The sequence below is a fragment of the Streptomyces sp. NPDC002787 genome, assembly GCF_053592095.1.
This window is the reverse complement of record NZ_JBSFVC010000041.1, coordinates 1-19,714: the sequence shown is the minus strand read 5'-3', so window position 1 is coordinate 19,714 and position 19,714 is coordinate 1. Positions and strand designations below refer to the sequence as shown.

The window sequence follows — 19,714 nt, the reverse complement described above, 5'->3', positions numbered from 1 at the left end:
CAGGGGATCAGGCGGTGCACACCGGTGGACCGCCAGCGTCGGCCACCGTGACTCGCGAAGCCACGAGGGTGCGCCGATTCCCAAGGGGGGAGCAAGGACGACGGAGTTGACGGACAGCGACCCTGTCCCGCGCACCGCACGCGCGCTCTGCCGTCCGGACATTCCGGGCCGGGGTTCTCGGGACCACTTCCGGAACGCGGCTGCTGCCTGATCCCGCGGCGTCTCACGGGGGACGTGCGCGTACCACCGCCGTCGCTCGTGTCGGCCCAACCGGCCCGCACGAGCGGTCGGTTCAGGACAGTCACTTCGAGGAAGACTATGACCATCGAGAACACTTCGTCCCAGTCCCGGCCCGCCGAGGACCCGCCCGCCGGCCACTCGCGCCGGCTCTCGCGCCGGTTCCTGCTGAAGGCGGCGGGTACGACCGCGCTGACCGCCTCGGTCGCTGGGGCCACGTCGGGCACGGCGCGGGCCGCGGCCCGCGCCGACTACGACGCCATCGTCATAGGCGCCGGCTTCGCGGGGGCCAGCGCCGCCCGCAGCCTCACGGCCAAGGGCCTGAGCGTCCTGGTGCTGGAGGCCCGCAACCGCATCGGCGGCCGGGTGTGGACGTCCACCTTCGCCGGTGAGCAGGTCGAGATGGGCGGTACCTGGGTCGACGAGAAGCAACCGCTCGTGTGGCAGGAGGTCCAGAAGCACAAGCTGGCGCTGACCGCCGACGCCCCGCCCGCCCGCAGCTACTTCCCGACCACCACGACCGGTGGCTGGCAGGCCTACGACCCCTTCGACCTGTTCGCCCGTCAGTCGCAGGTGGTCACACCCCTGTTCGAGGGGTCGAGGGAGTGGTTCCCCAACCCCTACAAGCCGTTCCAGCGTGAGGACCTGCTGCGCGACCTGGACAAGCTCTCCATGCGCGACCGGCTCAACCAGATGCGCTACAGCCCCGCGGAAGAGCTGCTGGCCAACCCGGCCACCTCCTACCTGACCGGCTCCGCCTCGACCATGGGGCTGACGGAGCTGGCCCACTGGTGGGCGCTGACCGGCCACAGCTACGAGGGCTACGGGAGCATCAACACCTACCGTCCCACGGTGGGTTCGACCGCCCTCGTGCAATCCGTCCTCAACGAGTCCAAGGCGACGGTGAAGCTCAGCTCGCCGGTGACCAACGTGTCGGTCACCGGCAAGCAGGTCACGGTGACGGCGAAGGGAACGAACTACACCGCCGGTGGCGTGGTGGTCGCGGTTCCGGTGAACGTGTGGAACAGCATCAAGTTCACGCCCGGCCTGCCCGCCGAGTACACCGGCCTGTCCACCCGGGGCCTCGGCGTGCGCACGGCCCAGAAGTTCATGATGCACGTCAGGGGCTCCGGTCTGGTCCGGTTCTCGGCGGAGTCGCCGGCCGCCTCCTCTTCGAAGATCACCGCGGTGTTCCCGTTCAAGGAGCGCTCCGACGGCAACATCGTGATCGGCTTCAGCAACGCCGGGTCGTTCAACGCCGGCGACCGGGCGACCGTGCAGACCGAGCTGCGGAAGATCATCCCGGGTATCGAGGTGGTCGCGGTCTCGACCCAGCACTGGGGCCAGGACCCGTACTCCCAGGGCGGCTGGGCGGTGCGCGGCCCCGGCGTCCTGATGGGCCCCCTCCGGACGGTCCAGCAGCCGGTGGGCCCGCTCGCGTTCGCCACCAGCGACATCGCCAGCGGCTGGAACGGCTACATGGACGGCGCCATCGAGAGCGGCAACACCGCCGCGGGCCAGATCGCCGGCATCCTCGGCGCCTGACGCCGGTCCCCGGACCGCGGCTCCCGCGTCCCCCCGGCGGGCGCGGGTGCCGCGCCCGCCGTCGAAGCTTATGATCGCGTCCCCCGCGCCAATAACCCACCCGCCCCCGCGTAAAGGAAGAGACCCATAGTTTGTCATTTTCTCGGGGACTAATTCTTTCTCCTGCGGACTCAGGTGCAGCGCCACCGTACGCACTTGATTTCCGCTGGCGCACCGGTAACACTCATCCCCGGCACCCGATTGATTTCAAGTGAGAGGGAACACGAAATGGCGGGCAATACCGCAGTTACTGTCATCGGTCTGGGAGAGATGGGGGCGGCGCTCGCCGGCGCGTTTCTGAAGGCCGGTCACTCGACGACCGTCTGGAACCGTACGGCCGCCAAGGCCGACGCCCTGGTGGAGCAGGGGGCCGAGCGCGCCGCCACGGCCGCCGAGGCCGCGCAGGCGAGCCCCGTGGTCATCGTCTGTCTCCTCGACTACGCCTCCGTCCGCGAGGTCCTGGACCCGATGGGTGACGCCCTGAAGGGCCGCACGGTCTACAACCTCACCAACGGCACCCCCGAGCAGGCCCGGGAGACCGCGAAGTGGGCGGCCGACCTCGGTTACGACTACATCGACGGCGGCATCATGGCCGTTCCGCAGATCATCGGCACCGACCACGCCTACGTGCTCTACAGCGGCACCGGCACCGAATCCTTCGAGCGCGACAAGCCGGTCCTCAGCGCCATGGGCGACGCCCGTTTCGCGGGTACCGACGCGGGCCTGGCGTCCCTGCTCGACCTGTCCCTGCTGGCCGGCATGTACGGCATGCTCGGCGGCGCGGTGCAGGCCATCGCCATGGTGCGCTCGGAGGGCGTCAACGCCCAGCAGTTCTCCACCGAGCTGCTGATCCCGTACGTGACTTCGATCGCCGGTATCGTCGCGAACCTGGCGCGGCAGATCGACAACGACGAGTACGGCATCGGCATCTCGGCGGCGCTCAGCATGCAGCAGGTGGGCTTCCGCAACATCGTCGAGGCCAGCCGGAGCCAGGGCGTCAGCTCGGAGCTGCTGGACCCGATCCAGTCGCTGATGGACCGCCGGGTCGCCGACGGCTTCGGGGGCGACGACTTCTCCGGCGTGATCGAGCTGCTCAAGCAGAACAAGAAGTGACGATGCGGGGTCATTGACCCCGCCGCCCGCCGGGTGAACATTTTCGGCCTCCAGGACCTGTTCCTGGAGGCCGAAAACATTTCCCGGGCCCACCCACTCCACGGTAATCGAGAGAAAGCAAGGACTCTCTTCCTGTCTATTTCATGACCGCTGACATGCGTTTTTGAGCGCGCTTTGAGCGCGTTTTGACCGAGGGCTCTTGTGAGGACTCACAGAAGCACAGATGCTGCCTGACATGACAATTGAATCGGACATCCGGAAACTGCCGGTCACCGTGCTGGGACTGGGTCCCATGGGTCGTGCCCTGGCCGGCGCCTTCTCACGGGCGGGCCATCCCACCACCGTCTGGAACCGTTCCCGGGGCAAGGCGGACGACCTGGTGGCCGCGGGCGCCCGGGGGGCCGACACCGCGGCCGAGGCGGTGCGCGCGGGCGACCTGGTGGTCGTCAGCGTCGCCGACTACGAGGCCGCGCAGTCGGTGCTCGACACGGTCGACCCCGCCGACTTCGAGGGCCGGGTACTGCTCAACGTCTCCACCAGTACGGCGGAGCGGTCCCGTACCGCGGCCGCGTGGGCGGCGAAGCAGGGGATCCACTACCTCGACGGTGCCATCATGATCGGCCCGAACCTCATCGCCGGCCCGGATTCGCTGGTCTTCCTCAGCGGGTCCAGGGACGCGTACGACCGGCACCGCGTGACCTTCGAGGCCCTGGGCGGCCGTGTGGTCCACGTCGGCGAGGACCCCGGTTTCGCCGCCCTGTACGACATGTCCCTGCTCGACTTCTTCTGGACGAGCATGTCGGGGATGCTGCACAGCTTCGCCCTTGCCGAAGCGGACGGTGTGAAGGCGCGGGACCTCGCCCCCTATCTGCAGGTGATGCTCGACACGGTCGCGCTGCTCGCACCCGACACGGCCCGCGAGATCGACGAGGGGGCCTACCCGGGAGGGGGCGAACTGCTCACGATGCGGTGCTCCACGGTCGACGACATCATCGAGGCGGCACGCCTGCGGGGACTCGACACGAGCGTGCTGCGCGCCGTGTCGTCCGTCGAGCACCGCGCACGCGCCCTGGGGCATGCCGACGCCAGCTACACCGCGACGGTGGAGGGCGTCCGCCATCGCGCGTCCACCGGCCCGTCACCGACCGCTCAGCGACGCCGCGTCAGCGGCAACCCGGCGCAGAGACCCGTCGTCGTCCTCGGTGGTCCCGGCAAGGTCGGGAGCCGGCTGGGACCGGCCCTGCGAGACGGCGGCCACCCGGTGCGGATGGCGTCCCGCTCCTCCGAGCAGCACTTCGACTGGCTCGACACCGCCACCTGGGCCCCCGCGCTGGACGGCGCCCGCGCCGTGTACGTCGTCTACCTGCAGAACCTGTTCAGCCCGAAGGCCGCGGAACGGCTGCGCTCGCTGGGCGAGTTGGCGCGTTCCCTCGGCGTGGAGCGGATGGTCCTCCAGTCGGCACGGGGCTGGCCGGAGGCCTACCCGGCCGAGGTGGCGGTGCGCTCCTGCGGTGTGCCGTGGACGATCCTGCGTCCGGCGTGGTTCCACCAGAACTTCAGTGAGGCGCTGCTGGTGCACCCGTTGGTGGCCGGCGAGGTCCGCCTGCCCACCGGGGACGGCCGGGAGGCCTTCGTCGACGCGCGGGACGTGGCCGAGGCGGCCGCGCGGGTGCTCACCGAGGACGGCCACACCGGCCGCCTCTACGAGCTGACCGGGCCCCGGCTGCTGACCTTCGGCGACGCCGTGGCCGAGATCGCCGCCGGGACCGGGCACGACTTCCGCTTCACCGCGCAGTCGGCGGAGGAGTTCGCCGCCGAGATGCGGGCCGCGGGTGTGCCGGAACCGTACCGGTACATGGACACCGAGGAGTTCGCCCGTATGGAGTCGAGTCTCTTCGCGCAGGTGCACAGCGGTGCCAACGGCTACCTCACCGACGCCGTGGAGCGCATCCTGGGCCGGGCGCCGCGCGATTTCGCCGACTACGTGCGCGAGACGGCGGCCACGGGCGTGTGGGACAAGCAGCCGTCGTAACGGCTCCCGGAACGGCGAGCGCCCCGCCCCGTACGCACTCGACGTGCCGTACGGGGCGGGGCGCTCGGGCGTGGGGCCCCGGACTCCGCCCGAGTGGGCGGGTGGATCAGAGGTAGTCGTTGTCGGGTTCCAGACCGAGCAGCAGGCGCCCCTGGACCTCCAGGGAGGCGAGGGGGGCGAACAGGCCGTGCACCGACAGGGCCAGGATGTCCCGCTGGATGCGCTGGAGGTCTCCGCTGCGCACGATGACGGAGGCGGGGCTCAGGGTGTAGAGGATGTCGACGGCCTCCCTCGCCGTCTGCACGATGAAGGCGATCCGCCCGCGGATCGTGGCCTTCTCCTCCACCGTCAGCTGACGGCCCCGGTCGGCACGTTCCTGCACCAGCTCGACCAGGGAGCGTTGCAGTCCCTCCGCCGCCGCGATCTTGTTGGCGGCCACGGCCACCTGGTGGTGGATGTGCGGATGCTTGATCTGCTCCGCCCAGTTCGAGTACGCGATGCCCTTGCCCGGAAGCTTCTCCACGAAGACGTCGAGGGCGGCCCGGGCCAGGCCGGTGTAGACGGCGGTGCACTGGGTCAGGACGTAGCTGAGCAGGTGGTAGTTGCGGGCGTCGAGATCCGCGTTCCAGCGGTTGCCGGTGGCCGCCTCGTACGCCTCGGCTCCCACCACGCGGTGCGCGGGGACGAAGACACCGTCGGCGGTCGAGGTGACACTGCCGGTGCCGGCCGCGCCGAAGACGTCCCAGTCGTCGCCGATGACCAGGTCCGAGGTCGGGACCAGGGGGTACAGGTCCTCGACCCGGCCGTCCCCGTGCTCGACGAGCGCCGAGCAGACGTTCCAGTCGGCGGCGCGGACACCACTGTTGAACCGCCACTCGCCGGTGAGGAGATAGCCGCCCTCGGTCGGCACCAGCGTCCCGGAGGGCGTGAAGCCTCCGGAGACCCGCACCTGGCCGCCCGCGAAGATCTCCTCCTGGGCCTGGTCGGGGTAGAGGGTCGCCATCCACGCCGTGGTCACCCAGACCGCGGTGACCCAGCCGGTGGAGCCGCAGGCCCTGGCCACTTCCTCCAGGACCGTCAGCTGCTCGGCGGCCGGCAGGTCCGTACCGCCGAACCTCTCGGGCACGGCGATGCCGAAGACCCCGGCCTTCTCGAGGAGTTCGACGCTCTCGTCCGGTATCCAGCCCGCCTTCTCGGCGGCCGGGGCGTTCTCCTTCAGTCTCGGGGCGATGCTCCGCACCGCTTCGAGCACCGCCGTCCGGTGCGTGTCGGCAGCAGTCATCCCACTCAACCTCCCTTGTCGGCTTCTGTTCCCGTGTCTTTGCGAACCGCTCACGCGGAGGCCTGTCCGAGGAGTTCGACGATGCTCGTGGCGCTGTCTTCGGCCCGGCCCGCCGCGAAGCCCCGCCGGAGGAGTTCCCGCACCGCGGTGGGCAGCGAGGAGTCGACACCGCTGTCGAGTGCGGTCTCCACGACGTGCTCGATGCTCGCCAGCCCCATGGAGAGCCGCTCCACGTCGCCCGCGAAGTTCCCCTCGTCCAGCCGGGGCGTGTAGAAGCCCAGGAAGTCCGGCATCGAGGCGAGGGTGCCGGAGGCATAGGGCAGGAGGTCGGAGGCCGAGATGCCGTTGGCCTTGGCGACCGCGACGGCGTGCAGCCAGGAGAACAGGGACGTCCAGAAGATGTCGAGCTGGAGCTGGTAGTAGAGAGCGGCCAGTCCCTGGTCCTCACCCCGGTGGTCGGCGGCGGAGATCACCTCGAGCGTGGCGCGGTGCTCCTCGAAGACGTCACGGGGTCCGCTGTAGAAGGTGAGGGCACCCGGGCCGGCGATGCGGTGGGGCGGCACCGTCACCCCGCCCGTCAGGTAGGCCGCACCGTGCCCGTTCACCCACTCGGCCGCCTCGCGGGACCTGGCCGGGGTGTCCGAACTGAGGTTGACGACGGTCCTGCCCGCGAGTGCCTCGGTGGCCTGGCCGAGGATGGCGTACATCGCCTGATGGTCCGTCAGGCTGAGCAGGACGAGTTCGTCGGCGGCCAGGGCGTCGGCGACCGTGGGCGCGAGGACGGCTCCCTTGGCCACGAGGGGTTCGGCCTTGCTCGCCGTCCTGTTCCACACGGTCACCTCGTAGCCCTTGGCGAGGTACGCGTCGGCCATCGCACTGCCCATCGGGCCGAGTCCGACAAGGGTGAGCGACTGCTTCGACATGGGTGTCCTGCCCTCTCGTGGTCGGGGGGTGGGGCCCGACGCCACAACTGGCGCCACCGCTGCGGTGATTCGGTCCGGCTGGGCGAAGGAGCCGGCCGAACAGGGCGCCCGCACACGCATCTGTGTGGCTTGCGAATCTATCCGGGGGGCGTGAGGCGGCAGTAACGGCGGAGTAATCGCACCTCCGCCGTACCGGCTCTCACTGGTTGACGAAGCCGCCGTCCACCGGCAGGACCGTGCCGGTCAGAAAGGGACAACGGTCGCTGAGCAGCCAGGCCGCGGCCGCGGCGATCTCCTCCGGCTCCGCCGTACGGCCCTGGGGGGTCATGGAGTTGACCATGTCCTCCAGGCCGGGGTTGCGTGCGAACCAGTCCGTGGTGATCTCGCTGCGGGTGGTGCCGGGGGCCACGGCGTTGACCCTGATGCCCCGCTGTGCGTACTCGTCGGCGGCTGCCCGGGTGAGCCCCACGACGGCGTGCTTGGAGGCGACGTACGTCGCGGCGGCGGGAATGGCGACGAGCCCGCCGACGCTGCTGTTGTTGACGATCGCGCCGCCGTGCTCCAGCATCGCGGCGATCTCCGCGCGCAGGCAGTTGAAGACACCGCGCACATTGGTGTCCATGATGGCGTCGTAGGTCTCGTCGTCCATCTGGTGCAGGGGGGTGCGGTCACCGCCGACCCCGGCGTTGTTGAACGCGCCGTCGAGCCGTCCGAACGTACCGACGGCCGACTTCACCGCGAGGGCGGCTTCCTCGGGCGAGGTGACGTCGGCGACCGTGTACGCCGCCTGGGCCCCTGCGGCACGCAGCTCGTCGACCAGGGCGGCCAGCCGCTCCTGTCTACGGGCGACCAATAAGACCGCCGCGCCCTCCTGTGCGAACACTCTGGCCGCCGCCGCTCCGATGCCGCTGCTCGCACCGGTGACGAGGACGACTTTTCCGGTAAGAAGATTTTTGTCCATAAGGAGATCCTGTCAGGACTTGATGTGCCTGCTGTGAACTTCTGTTGAAATACGTGATCGTGACACGTCTCGGCGGGTCCGGGCCGGTCCGGGTGCGCGGCGGACCGAGGTGCCCAGGTTCCTGATGAGATCGGCGGCCCGGGAGCCCGGTCGCGGCGTCCCGTCGCCGAGCAGTACGAGCGCGGCGCACTCCATGAGCAACGTCCCCGACTCCGCCGCGAGTTCGGGTTCCAGCGCCCGTTCCTGGGGACACGCGTCGCCGTCCCGCGTCCGGCATTCCCGGCCGGCCGCCTCCGCGAGTGTGTGGGCCCCGTGGCGCAGCAACGCCCGCCGCAGCCCGACGTCTTCTCGTTCGGCGCGGCTGAGCACGGTGTCGAGTGCCTCCGTGTACGCGGCCATCACCTTGGCGGCGAAGGGATCGCCGAAGGCGTGCCGGTCGGTGAAGGAGATGCCCTGCGGATCGGGGAGCCCCTGGGCGGCTTCGGGGCCGTCGAGGGTGTCGTACGGGTCCGGGACTCCCTGCCGACGGGCGGGCGCGGGCCTGGTGAGTCGCGGCACCGACCGGGCGAGGCCCTCGTTCAGCGCCTCGATGAACCAGGGGCCGACCATGGGGTCCACGGGCCAGGTCGGCTGCTGTGTGCTCGTTCCTGCGGACATGGTCACCCCTGTCACTCGGGGGCGGCTCCGAGCTGCCGGAAACCGCCGTTGAAGAAGAGCAGACCGGACGTGTCCGGCGCCGTGACGGCGTGGACCACGTCACCGATGAAGATCGAGTGGTCGCCCGCGTCGTAGGCCTCGGACAGTTCGCACTCCAGCCAGCCGACCGCGCCGTGCAGCAGCGGTGCCCCGGTGCGGGGCCCGGGCTCGTGGTCGATCCCGCGGAACTGCGCGGGGCCCAGCGGCCTGGCCTTGTCGGCGAAGTGGCGGGCGACGGACTCCTGTTCCGCGCCGAGGATCGAGATGCCGAACCCGTGTGCCGAGGTGATCGCCTGGTGCATGACGGCGCTGTGGGCGACGCAGCACAGGATCTTCGGTGGATCCAGGGAGACGGAACTGAACGCGTTGGCGGTCATTCCGTGCATGTTCTCGCCTCCGACACTCAACACGATGACGCCGGTCGCGAAGCGCGCCATTGCCGACCGCATCGACTCCGGTTCCACCGGAATTCGGTGAAGGACCTCGTTGACTGACACAGGACTCATTCCGAAACCCTCCGAAGAATCATGGGAAAAGCGTAGGCGGCCGTCTTCCGCTGTCTCCCACCACGGAGTAACCGTCACGGCGGGGCGGCTCGTTGCCTGGCGATGACCGGCAGATGGCAGGCTCACGACGGGAGCGCGGGGCCCCCTCAAGGCCCTTTCGCGCGTATTTCCGACCGGCCCGGACAACCGAGGAGCGATCTCGTCATGACGGCTCTCGACAAAGACCTGAACCAACAGGTCCTGGCACGGGCGGAACTCGCCGTCCGGGCCTTCAACAGTGGTGATGTCGCCACTCTCGACCGGCTTTTCGCCGCCGACGCCATATCCGTCCAGGAGGACGGCAGTGTCCTTTCCGGACCGGAAAGGACGAAGGGGCGCGCGGAGGTGCTGGCGCTGGGTCCCGTCATGACGGCGCGGGTGCTGGAGTCCTACGTGACCTCCGACACCGCGCTGCTCGTCGTGGACTGGTCGATCGAGGTGGACACGGCCGAGGGCGGTCCCGAGCGTCACTCGGGCATCGCGCTCGACGTGCTGCGCCGGCGGGGCGACGACTGGCTGTACGTCATCGACAACCCGTACGGCACTGAGATCTGAGGTGGACGGCTGAGGCCGCGGCCGGGACGCGATCGGCGTCCCGGCCGCGGCGGTGTGCTCACCGGGCGGCGCCCGCTCCGGCTCCGCTCTCCCGCGGGGTGGGGAAGTAGCCCGCGTCCGCGAAGAACTCGACGTACTTCCGGAACAGTTCACCGGTGACCGGCGGACACTCGATGCCGGTCCCGTCGAGCGCGGCGACGGTCTCGGGAGTGGCGATGGCCGGGTAGAAGGACTCACTGTCCGCGACGAGCAGTTCCACCGCGTCGAGCAGCGGTGCGGCGGAGTTCTCCGGGTCGGCCTGCACCAGCTCGAACCATGTCTTCCGGTCGAGCTCGTCCAGCGGGTAGCCGTACGCGCGCAGCTGGGCCACCACGTCGGCGAACGTCACATGGCTGTCGTTGCACAGGTGGTAGGTGCCGCCCGCGGCGGACCGGCGCAGGGAGACGGCCACCAGGGCGGCGCTCGCGTAGTCGACCGGCATCAGCCGGAAGACACCGGGCAGTTCGGCCGGCGCCGCGCCGGCCTGGAGCATCCCCTTGATGGTCAGCCACACGAAGTCACGAGTCTGGCAGGCCCCGTTGACCTGATCGCCGGCGATCTGGTCGACCCGGTAGACATTCACCGGCAGGCCGCGTTCGCGGGCGATGCCGATGATCTGCTCCGTGACCCACTTGCTCTGGGTGTAGCCGTTGGGCAGCACCTCGCCCGGCCCCGCCGGATCGGTGACCCGCAGTGGCACGCCCCGGGTCACCGGGCCGGCGAAGACACCCGTGGTCGACACGTAGTGCAGCGGGACGGTCCGGTGCCGGGCGGCGAGCCGCAGCAGTTCCTCGGTGCCGAGGACGTTGGCGGCCCGCACCGTGGTGTACGGGTGGATCCAGTTGACCGAGGCGCCGGGGTGGTAGACCACGTCGACGGTACGGGCCAGCGCGTCGAACTCCTCCTCGGTCAGACCGAGCCGGGGTGCGGCGAGGTCACCGACGACGACCCGCAGGCGGCCGGGGTCGATGTCGTCCCGGATGCGGTACCACTCCAGGTTGGCCCAGACCCGCTCCAGTGCCTCGGCCTGGTCGGCCGCGCGCACCAGGACGTGCACCCGGGCCCGTGTCGTACGCATCAGCTCGCGCAGCACGAACGCGCCGAGGAAGCCCGTGACGCCGGTGAGCAGCGCGTCCCCGGGGTCCTCCGCCACCAGGTGGACCTCGTCGGCCGGGCGGATGTCGTCGGCGAGCCGGATCTCGGCGGCGAAGTCCACTCCCGGCTCGGCCCGGCCCCGCTCTCCGCCGACGATCGCGGCGTGCAGGTACGCCGCGAGCGCGGCGGGCGACGGGTGGTCGAAGACGAGGCCGGCCGGGAGCCTGGTGCCGGCCGCCGCGCCGAGCCGGTTGCGCAGTTCGACGGAGGTCAGGGAGTCGAAGCCGAGCTCGGGGAAGGCCTGGTCGGGCCGGATGCCGGAGGGGTCGAAGTGGCCGAGGACGGCCGCCACCTCGGCCCGGACCACGTCGAGGACGATGCGGAACTGTTCCGCCTCCTCCTTGCCCTCGAGCAGAGCGCCCAGGCTCTCGGTGCCCAGCGCCGACTCGCTGACCGTGCGGCGCGCGGGTGTGCGTGCCAGGGACTCGAAGACCAGCGGCGCCGAGGTCCGCTGCTCGCGCAGGGCCTCCACGTCGACGGGCACGCCGACCAGGGCGGGCGTGCCCAGGGCCATGGCGGTGTCGAGGATGCCCGGTCCCGCGTCGGACGTGACGAGCCGGAAGCCGGCCCGCACGATGCGGTCGATGTCGGCGGCGTCGAGATCGGCGGCCATCGCTCCGAGTTGCTCCCACAGGCCCCACGCGACGGACGTCGCGGGCAGGCCGTGGGCGCCGCGGTGCTGGGCCAGGGCGTCCAGGAAGGAGTTGGCGGCGGCGTAGGTGGACTGGCCGGCGCCGCCGATCACGCCGGCGAGCGACGAGAAGAGGACGAACGCGGACAGGTCCATGTCGCGGGTGAGTTCGTGCAGATGCCAGGCGGCGTCGGCCTTGGGCCGCAGGACCGCGTCGAGCCGCTGCGGTGTCTGTGCGGTGACGAGACCGTCGTCGAGCACACCGGCGGCGTGTACCACACCGGTCAGCGGCCGGTCGGCGGGCAGACCGGTCAGCAGTTCCTCCAGTGCGGCGCGGTCGGCGGTGTCGCAGGCGGCGACGGTCACCTCGGCGCCGAGTGCCGTGAGGGACTCCCGTAGCTCGTCGGCGCCGGGCGCGGCGGAGCCGCTGCGGCTGACGAGCAGCAGGTGGCGCACCCCGTGCACGGCCGCCAGGTGGTGGGCGAAGAGGGCGCCGAGGGTGCCGGTGCCGCCGGTGACGAGGACGGTGCCGTCGGGATTCCAGGTGCCGCCGGGCGTGGTGCCCGGTGCCGGGGCGTCCACCCGCGTGACGCGAGGGACGAAGGCCCGGCCCTTCCGGAGCGCGGCCTGGGCCTGGCCGGAGCGCACCAGGGCGGGCAGGGCGGCGAGGGAGGCCGGGTCGTCGTCGAGGTCGACGAGCACGAACCGGCCCGGCGACTCCGACTGGGCGGTCCGCAGCAGTCCCCAGACCGCGGCCGCGCCGAGGTCGGTGACGTCCTCGGTGCCGACCGCCACGGCGCCGCGCGTGACCCAGACGAGCGGGACGTCCTCCACGCGGTCGTCGGCCAGCCACTCCTGGACGGTACCGAGGGCGTGGTGGGTGGCCGCGTACACGGAGGCGATGTCCTGCCCCTCGCGGGCCGAAGTGTGCCAGGTGAGGACGGCGTCGAAGACGGCGCCCGAGTCCACGGCCTTGGCCGCCGCGGCCACGTCGGCGAGCTGGACGGCGTCGAAGAGGTCGGTGCCCAGCTGTGCCAGGGCGGCGGGCCGGTCGGGCGGCGTGGTGAGGCCGAGGGGCCGCCAGTCCACGCGGAGCAGGGAGTCGTGACTGCGGGCGCCGACGGCCCCGAGGGCTGTCGCGCCGACGGGGCACGTGGTCAGCGAGGCGATCGTGGCGATCGGCCGTCCCGTCCGGTCGGCGATGTCGACGCGGACGGCGTCGCCGACCGGGGTGAACCGGACGCGCAGGGAGGTCGCCCCGCCGGCGTAGAGCTGGTAGCCGCTCCAGTGTGTGGCGAGGCCGGCCCCGCTGCCTTCCGGAGTGCCGAGGGCGAGCGGCAGCGTGTGCAGGGCCGCCTCCAGCAGGGCCGGGTGCAGCGCGAACTCGGCTGCCTGTGCGCGGAGTTGGTCGGGGATACGGACCTCGGCGAGGAGTGTGTCGCCGTCCCGCCACAGGCCGGTCAGGCCGTGGAAGGCGGGGCCGGGGACGAGGCCGTCCGCCGCGAGCCGGTCCCGGACCTCGGCCGGGTCGAGGGCTGTGGCGCCGGCGGGCGGCCACTGGGAGAGGTCGGCGGTGTCCCCCGGGGCGCGCAGGCTGAGGCGGCCGGTGGCGACGTGGGTCCAGGGCACGTCTCCGCTGTCCGGCCGGGCGTGCACGGCGAACGGACGTGCGGCCGTGGTGTCGTCGGGGTCGGCGGCGTCCACGACGATCTGGATCTGGGTGCCGTCGCCGGTGGCGAGGACCAGGGGCTCGTGCAGGGTCAGTTCGTCGACTGCGGGCAGGCCGACCTCGTCGCCGGCGCGCACGGCCAGTTCGGCGAGGGCCGACGGCGGCAGCACGGCGGCACCGTGGACGGTGCTGTCGGCGAGCCAGGAGTGGGTGTGGGCGGAGACGCGGCTGGTGAACAGGGTCTGACCGGCTCCGGCCACGGTGACGGCCGCGCCGAGCAGCGGGTGCTGCGCGGGGGCGAGGCCGAGCCTGGTGACGTCGACGCCGGTCGCGGCGTACCAGTGGCGCTCGCGCTGGAAGGCGTATGTGGGCAGCCGGACCGCGCGGACCCGGTGGCCGGTGAAGACCGTCCGCCAGTCGACGTGGCCGCCGCGGGTGTGGAGCGCCCCGAGTGAGGTCAGGAACCGGTCCAGGCCGCCGTCGTCGCGGCGGAGCGTGCCGACGACCACGGCGCGCTCGTGGCTCTCCTCCAGGACCGGGCCGAGCACCGGGTGCGGGCCGACCTCGACGAAGGAGTGGTGGCCGCTGTCGACGAGGGCGCGGGCGGTGGCCTCGAACTCCACCGGGCGGCGCAGGTTCTGGTACCAGTACTCGGCGTCCAGGGTGGCGGTGTCGAGCGGGCCGGCGGTCACCGTCGAGTAGAACTGCGCGGTGCCCCTGCGGGGGCGGATGGGTGTCAGGGCCTCGATGAGGCGGTCGCGGATCTCCTCCACCTGGGCCGAGTGGGAGGCGAAGGCGGCGGAGAAGCTCTTGGCCCGGATGCCGTCCTCCTTGCACCGGGCGACGAACTCCGCGAGGGCCTCGCCGTCCCCGGACACCACGGTCGAGCGGGGCCCGTTGACGACGGCTATGGACAGCCGCTCGCCCCAGCCCTCCGCTTCGAGGCGGGCGGCGAGCCGTTCCCGGGAGAGGGCCACGGAGGCGATGCTGCCGCGGCCGTGCAGCACGCGTGCCACCTGGCTGCGCAGGGCGGCCACGCGGGCCGCGTCGTCCAGGGTGAGCGCTCCGGCGACGTAGGCGGCGGCGACCTCGCCCTGCGAGGAGCCCACGACGGTGTCCGGCTCCACACCGTAGGAGCGCCACAGCGCGGCCAGGGAGACGGCCACGGCGAAGGAGGCGGGCTGCAGGACGTCGACGCGGTCGAGGGACGGCGCGCCGTCGGTATGACGCAGGACGTCTTCCAGGGACCAGTCGACGTACGGGGCGAGGGCCTGCTCGCAGGCGCGGATCGTCGCGGCGAACACCTCGGAGGTGTCGAGGAGTTCGACGGCCATGCGATCCCACTGGCCGCCCTGCCCGGGGAAGACGAAGACCGTCCTGCCGCCGTCGACGGCGTTGCCCTGCACGACGTGCGGCGACGTCTCGCCGTCGCGCAGCGCGCGCAGGCCCTCGCGCAGTTCGCCGAGGTCCGCCCCGATGACGCCGGCCCGGTGGGGGAACGTCGAACGGGTGGTGGCCAGGGAGTACGCGATGTCCAGCGGGTCGGTCGCGGGATGCCGTTCCGTGTGCGCGAGGAGCCGTCCGGCCTGGTCGCGCAGCGCCTCGGGAGTCTTCGCCGACAGGACCCACGGGACGGCAGGGGTGGGGGTGACGTCGGCGGCGGGCGTGCCGTCGGTGTCCTTCTCGGCCGGCTCGGCGGGCTCGGGGGGCGGCGCCTGCTCCAGGATGACGTGGGCGTTGGTGCCGCTCGCGCCGAAGGCGGAGACACCGGCGCGGCGCGGGCGTCCGGTCTCGGGCCAGGGCCGTGCCTCGGTGAGCAGGCGTACGGCGCCGGCCGACCAGTCGACGACCGGTGTGGGGTTCTCGGAGTGGAGCGACCTCGGCAGGATGCCGTGGCGCAGGGCCTGGACGGTCTTGATGACGCCGCCGACGCCGGCGGCGGCCTGGGCGTGCCCGATGTTGGACTTCAACGAGCCCAGCCACAGGGGTCGTTCGTCGGTGTGCTCCTGCCCGTAGGTGGTGAGCAGCGCCTGGGCCTCGATCGGGTCGCCGAGCGTGGTGCCGGTGCCGTGCGCCTCGACGGCGTCGACCTCGGTGGCGTTCAGCCGGGCGTTTCGCAGGGCCTGGCGGATGACCCGCTCCTGCGACGGCCCGTTGGGCGCGGTGAGCCCGTTGCTCGCGCCGTCCTGGTTGACGGCGATGCCCCGCACCACCGCGAGGACGTCGTGGCCGTTGCGCCGTGCGTCGGACAGTCGCTCGATGACGAGCAGGCCGACCCCCTCGGACCAGCCGATGCCGTCCGCGGACGCGGCGAACGGCTTGCACCGGCCGTCCTGGGCCAGGCCGCGCTGCTGGGAGAAGTCGATGTGCCCGCCGGGCGTCGCGGCGACGTACGAGGCTCCCGCGAGGGCCAGCGTGGACTCCCCCGAGCGCAGCGACTGGACGGCGAGGTGCAGGGCGACGAGCGAGGAGGAGCAGGCGGTGTCGATTGAGACCGCGGGCCCTTCGAGACCGAGGGTGTACGCGATGCGGCCCGACCCCATGCTGCTGAGCTTGCTGGTCATCAGGTAGCCGTCGAACTCGCCGGGGGTGTCGAGGCCGAGGTAGCTCTGTTCGACGAGGCCGGTGAAGACCCCTGTCCGGGAACCCTTCAGTGTGGCCGGGTCGATGCCCGCGTCCTCCAGTGCCTCCCACGCGGTCTCCAGCAGGAGCCGCTGCTGCGGGTCCATGGCCAGGGCCTCGCGGGGGGAGATACCGAAGAACGAGGCGTCGAAACGGGTGGCGTCGTCGACGAAGCCCGCCTGCCTGACGTAGGTCCGGCCGGGCTTGGTGGGGTCGGGGTCGTAGAGGTTGTCGAGGTCCCAGCCCCGGTCGGCGGGGAAGTCGGTGATGGTGTCCCGCTCGTCCATGACGAGCTGCCACAGCTCGTCCGGGGAGGAGACGCCCGGGTAGCGGCAGGCCATGCCGACGATCGCGATGGGCTCGTCCCTGCCGGACTCGAGCTCGGTCACGCGCCGACGCGCCTTCTGGAGGTCGCCGGTCACCTTCTTGAGGTAGGCGAGCAGCTTCTCTTCGTTGGACATGTCGTTGGACATGCGAACCTCGGATCTCCTTGGATCGTCCGGCGGATGGGGGAAGCGCGCTGCGGTTCGGGGCAGGCCCGGGCGGTTCGGGGCAGGCCCGGGCGGTTCGTGTCCGCCCGGGCCCGCCCGGACTCAGTGGGTGGGGTCGCCGATGCCGTCGAGCTCGGTGTCGATCATGGCGAAGATCTCCTCGGCGGAGGCCGCCTCGATCCGGCTCGTCATGTCCTCCGCCGGGTCCACGCCGACGGTCAGGCGGGACACGAGCGTCTGGAGGCGTACGAGAAGTTCCTCACGGCCCGGGTCGTCCGCCGGGCCGTCGACGAGCGCGGCCTCGAGGGAGTCCAGCGCGGTGAGGACCGGGGGCCGGCCGTCCGCGCTCTCGGGGGTGAGGAGTTCCAGGAGGTGCTCGGTGAGCGCGGCGGGCGAGGGGTGGTCGAAGGCCAGCGTGGCCGGCAGCCGTACGCCCGCCCGCTCGCCGAGCCGGTTCCGCAGCTCGACGGCGGTCATGGAGTCGAAGCCCATCTCCTGGAAGGCTCGGTCGGCCTCGACCGCGCCGGGATCGGCGTGCCCGAGGACGGCGGCCACCTCGGCCCGCACGAGAGCGAGGACGGCCTCCCGGCGTTCCTCGGCGCCGAGGCCGGCGAGCCGGGCGGCCGGCCCTCCGCCCGCGGTGCCGGCTGCGGTGGCACCGCGCCGGTTGCCCACTCCGGCGAGGGTGGTCAGGACGGCGGGCACCGGGCCGCCCGCTCGCAGGACCGCGGGCTCCACGAGCAGGGCCAGGGGTGCGGGGGCGTCCAGGCGCAGAGCGGCGTCCAGGAGCCCCATACCTTCGTCCGGTGTCACCTGACGGAAGCCCTCGCGCAGGAACCGGTCGCGGTCCCTGTCGTCGAGGCCCGCGTTGATGCCGCCGTTGATGTCCCACAGCCCCCATGCCACGGAGGTGGCGGGCAGTTGGTGGGCCGCCCGATGGTGTGCGAGACCGTCGAGGAAGGCGCCGACCGCCGCGTAGTTGGCCTGGCCGGGTCCGCCGATGACACCGGTGTGGGACGAGAAGAGCACGAACGCGGTCAGGTCCCGGTCGCGGGTCAGTTCGTGCAGGTGCCAGGCGGCGGCCGCGCCGTCCCGCAGCACGGTCGTCAGCTCGTCCGGTGTCAGCGTGGGCAGCAGGGCGTTGCGCACGGTCCCGGCGAGGTGCACGACCGCCGTCGGCGGGTGCTCCTCGGGGACGCCGGCCAGGACGGCCGCGAGGGCCTCCCGGTCAGCCACGTCGCACCGGGCCACGGTGACGTCCGCGCCCGACTCCCGCAGAACGTCGGGGAGTCGGGGGTCGTCCCAGGACTCCTCGTCGCGCCGGTCGAGCAGGAGCAGCCGCGTCACCCCGTGCCCGGTCACCAGATGCCGGGTGACGTGTGCGGCCAGGGCGCCACCCGCGCCCGTGACGAGGACGGTGCCCTGCCCGCCGAAGGCGGGGGTGTCACCGGTGGTGGCGGTGTCCGCCGGGGCGTGCCCCGCGGTCGCTACCTCCGGGTGCTGGGGCGTGGCGCGGTGCAGCCGGGGCAGCAGGACCGTGTCGTCGCGCAGTGCCGCCTGCGGCTCGCCGGAGGCGAGTACCGCGTTCAGCGAAGCGTCGGACGGTGCGTCGTCCACGGCGGCGTCGACGAGGACGATCCGCTCGGGCGTCTCCGCCTGGGCGGAACGCACCAGGCCCCAGACCGCGGCGGCGGCGGGATCGGCGGGTTCCCCGGGGACGGCGGCGACCCCGCCTCGGGTGAGCACCACCAGCCGGGTGTCCGCGAGGCGTTCGTCCGCGAGCCACCTCTGAACCAGGTCGAGCGTCTCCAGCACGCCGCGGTGCGTCGATGCGACGACGTCCCCGGCGTCCGCGGTCCGGTCCGCGAACGGTTCGGCGAGTACGGCGTCGACCGCCGCGCCCGCCGCGACGGCGTCGCCGAGGTCGGCGAGGGTCGCGTACCGCTCGGCGTCCAGGTCGGTCCGCGTCGCGCCGACCACGGCCCAGCGCACCGGTGCGCCAGGGGCGGCGGCGGTGAGCGGGGGCCACCGGAGATACAGGAGCGGCTGGTGCGCGCCGTCGGCCGGCGCGAACCGGTCCTCCGGCACGTCCTCGAAGACCAGCCGATCGACGGTGAGGACCGGCTGCCCGTCCGCGTCCGTCAACTGCACGGAGACGGCGTCACCGTAGGCCGGCGCGACCCGGACGCGCACCACCGAGGCACCCGTCGCGTGCAGCCGGACGCCCTGCCAGGCGGCCGGGACCCGGACACCGCCGACGGGGGGTTCGCCCGCGAGGCCGCGCACGGCACGCTCCAGCAGGGCGGGGTGCAGACCGTGGGCCGCGGCGTCCGGCAGGAGGCCCTCGTCCAGGTGTGCTTCGCCGGCGTCCGACAGGCCGTCGGGCACGGTCGCGGGCTCCGGGTCTGTGGCGGTGCCGAGTACACCCTCGGCGTGCGCGGCCCGGTCGGTCTCCGTTCCGTCGGCCACGACGTGGACGGTGAAGGGGCGCCGACCGGTCTCGTCGGGCGCGCCGACGACGGTCTGAAGCCGGGCGGTGCCGTGGTCGGGCAGGACCAGCGGCCGGTGCACGGTGAGGCTCTCCAGGTGGCCCGCGCCGACCTCGTCGGCCGCTCTGATCGCGGCCTCGACGAGGGCGGAGGCGGGCAGCACCGGGGTGCCGAGGACCGTGTGGTCGTCGATCCATCCATGGGTGAGCCGGGAGAGGCGGCTGGTGAACACCGTCTGACCGGTGCCCGCGACCGGTACGGCGGTACCGAGCAGCGGGTGCCCGGTGGCGTCCGGGCCGGCTTCCCCGTCCTCCGGTGCGGTGGGCTGCAGCCAGTACCGCTCGTGCTGGAAGGCGTAGGTCGGCAGGGGGACACGCCGGGCGCCGGTGCCCTCGAAGAACGCCTCCCAGTCGACGCGGACACCGCGGCTGTGCAGGGCGCCGAGTGCCTTGACGAGGGTGTCGGCCTCGGCGCGGTCGCGTCGCAGGAGGGTGAGGGCCTGGGCGTCGTCGCGGCCCTCGGCTTCGAGGGTCTCCTGCGCCATCGCGGCCAGGACCCCGTCGGGGCCCAGCTCCAGGAACGTCGTCACGCCCAACTGTTCGAGGTGGCGCACCCCGTCATGGAAGCGGACGGCCTGACGGATGTGCCGGGCCCAGTACTCCGGCGAGGTCAGCTCCTCCTCCGTCGCCA

General features: G+C 72.2%; 11 protein-coding genes. 4 read left to right on the top strand and 7 right to left on the bottom strand.

Translation table 11 applies throughout. The features are described 5' to 3' along the window. The first annotated feature begins 318 nt into the window (after positions 1-318). The 3 genes from ACWD26_RS38475 (at position 319) to ACWD26_RS38465 (ending at position 4,966) form a co-directional block, all read left to right on the top strand. Positions 319-1,782: a flavin monoamine oxidase family protein gene (locus ACWD26_RS38475; RefSeq protein WP_451277439.1), complete on the top strand. Its 1,464-nt coding sequence runs from the start codon at positions 319-321 to the stop codon at positions 1,780-1,782. Positions 1,783-2,049: 267 nt separating this feature from the next. Then, positions 2,050-2,934: an NAD(P)-dependent oxidoreductase gene (locus ACWD26_RS38470; RefSeq protein WP_451277437.1), complete on the top strand. Its 885-nt coding sequence runs from the start codon at positions 2,050-2,052 to the stop codon at positions 2,932-2,934. Between the two features lie 235 nt (positions 2,935-3,169). Then, positions 3,170-4,966, top strand: coding sequence for an NAD(P)-dependent oxidoreductase (locus ACWD26_RS38465; protein ID WP_451277435.1), 1,797 nt, complete (start codon positions 3,170-3,172; stop codon positions 4,964-4,966). Between the two features lie 106 nt (positions 4,967-5,072). Here ACWD26_RS38465 and ACWD26_RS38460 read toward each other — a convergent pair whose 3' ends face one another. The 5 genes from ACWD26_RS38460 to ACWD26_RS38440 all read right to left on the bottom strand — a co-directional run bounded on the left by ACWD26_RS38460 (position 5,073) and on the right by ACWD26_RS38440 (position 9,265). After that, the gene (locus ACWD26_RS38460; RefSeq protein WP_451277433.1) at positions 5,073-6,248 is read right to left on the bottom strand and encodes an acyl-CoA dehydrogenase family protein; all 1,176 of its coding nucleotides are present in this window, start codon (positions 6,246-6,248) and stop codon (positions 5,073-5,075) included. A gap of 50 nt (positions 6,249-6,298) precedes the next feature. Further along, a complete protein-coding gene (locus tag ACWD26_RS38455) occupies positions 6,299-7,171 on the bottom strand; it encodes an NAD(P)-dependent oxidoreductase (protein ID WP_451277431.1) in 873 nt (290 codons plus the stop codon). A 199-nt stretch (positions 7,172-7,370) separates the two neighbouring features. Further along, positions 7,371-8,132, bottom strand: coding sequence for an SDR family NAD(P)-dependent oxidoreductase (locus ACWD26_RS38450; protein ID WP_451277429.1), 762 nt, complete (start codon positions 8,130-8,132; stop codon positions 7,371-7,373). Between the two features lie 12 nt (positions 8,133-8,144). Continuing rightward, entirely contained in the window at positions 8,145-8,789 is a 645-nt protein-coding gene (locus ACWD26_RS38445; RefSeq protein ID WP_451277427.1) for a hypothetical protein, read from the bottom strand. Positions 8,790-8,800: 11 nt separating this feature from the next. After that, complete coding sequence (locus ACWD26_RS38440) at positions 8,801-9,265, bottom strand: flavin reductase family protein (RefSeq protein ID WP_451277514.1); 465 nt, start codon at positions 9,263-9,265, stop codon at positions 8,801-8,803. Between the two features lie 273 nt (positions 9,266-9,538). Between ACWD26_RS38440 and ACWD26_RS38435 the strand changes: the two genes are divergently transcribed. Continuing rightward, on the top strand, positions 9,539-9,928 hold the full coding sequence (locus tag ACWD26_RS38435) for a YybH family protein (protein WP_451277425.1): 390 nt from the start codon (positions 9,539-9,541) through the stop codon (positions 9,926-9,928). Between the two features lie 58 nt (positions 9,929-9,986). Here the strand turns inward: ACWD26_RS38435 and ACWD26_RS38430 are convergent, their stop codons facing one another. After that, the gene (locus ACWD26_RS38430; RefSeq protein ID WP_451277512.1) at positions 9,987-16,505 is read right to left on the bottom strand and encodes a thioester reductase domain-containing protein; all 6,519 of its coding nucleotides are present in this window, start codon (positions 16,503-16,505) and stop codon (positions 9,987-9,989) included. A 132-nt stretch (positions 16,506-16,637) separates the two neighbouring features. Next, on the bottom strand, positions 16,638-19,714 hold a 3,077-nt coding region (locus ACWD26_RS38425), incomplete at its 5' end, for a KR domain-containing protein (RefSeq protein WP_451277423.1).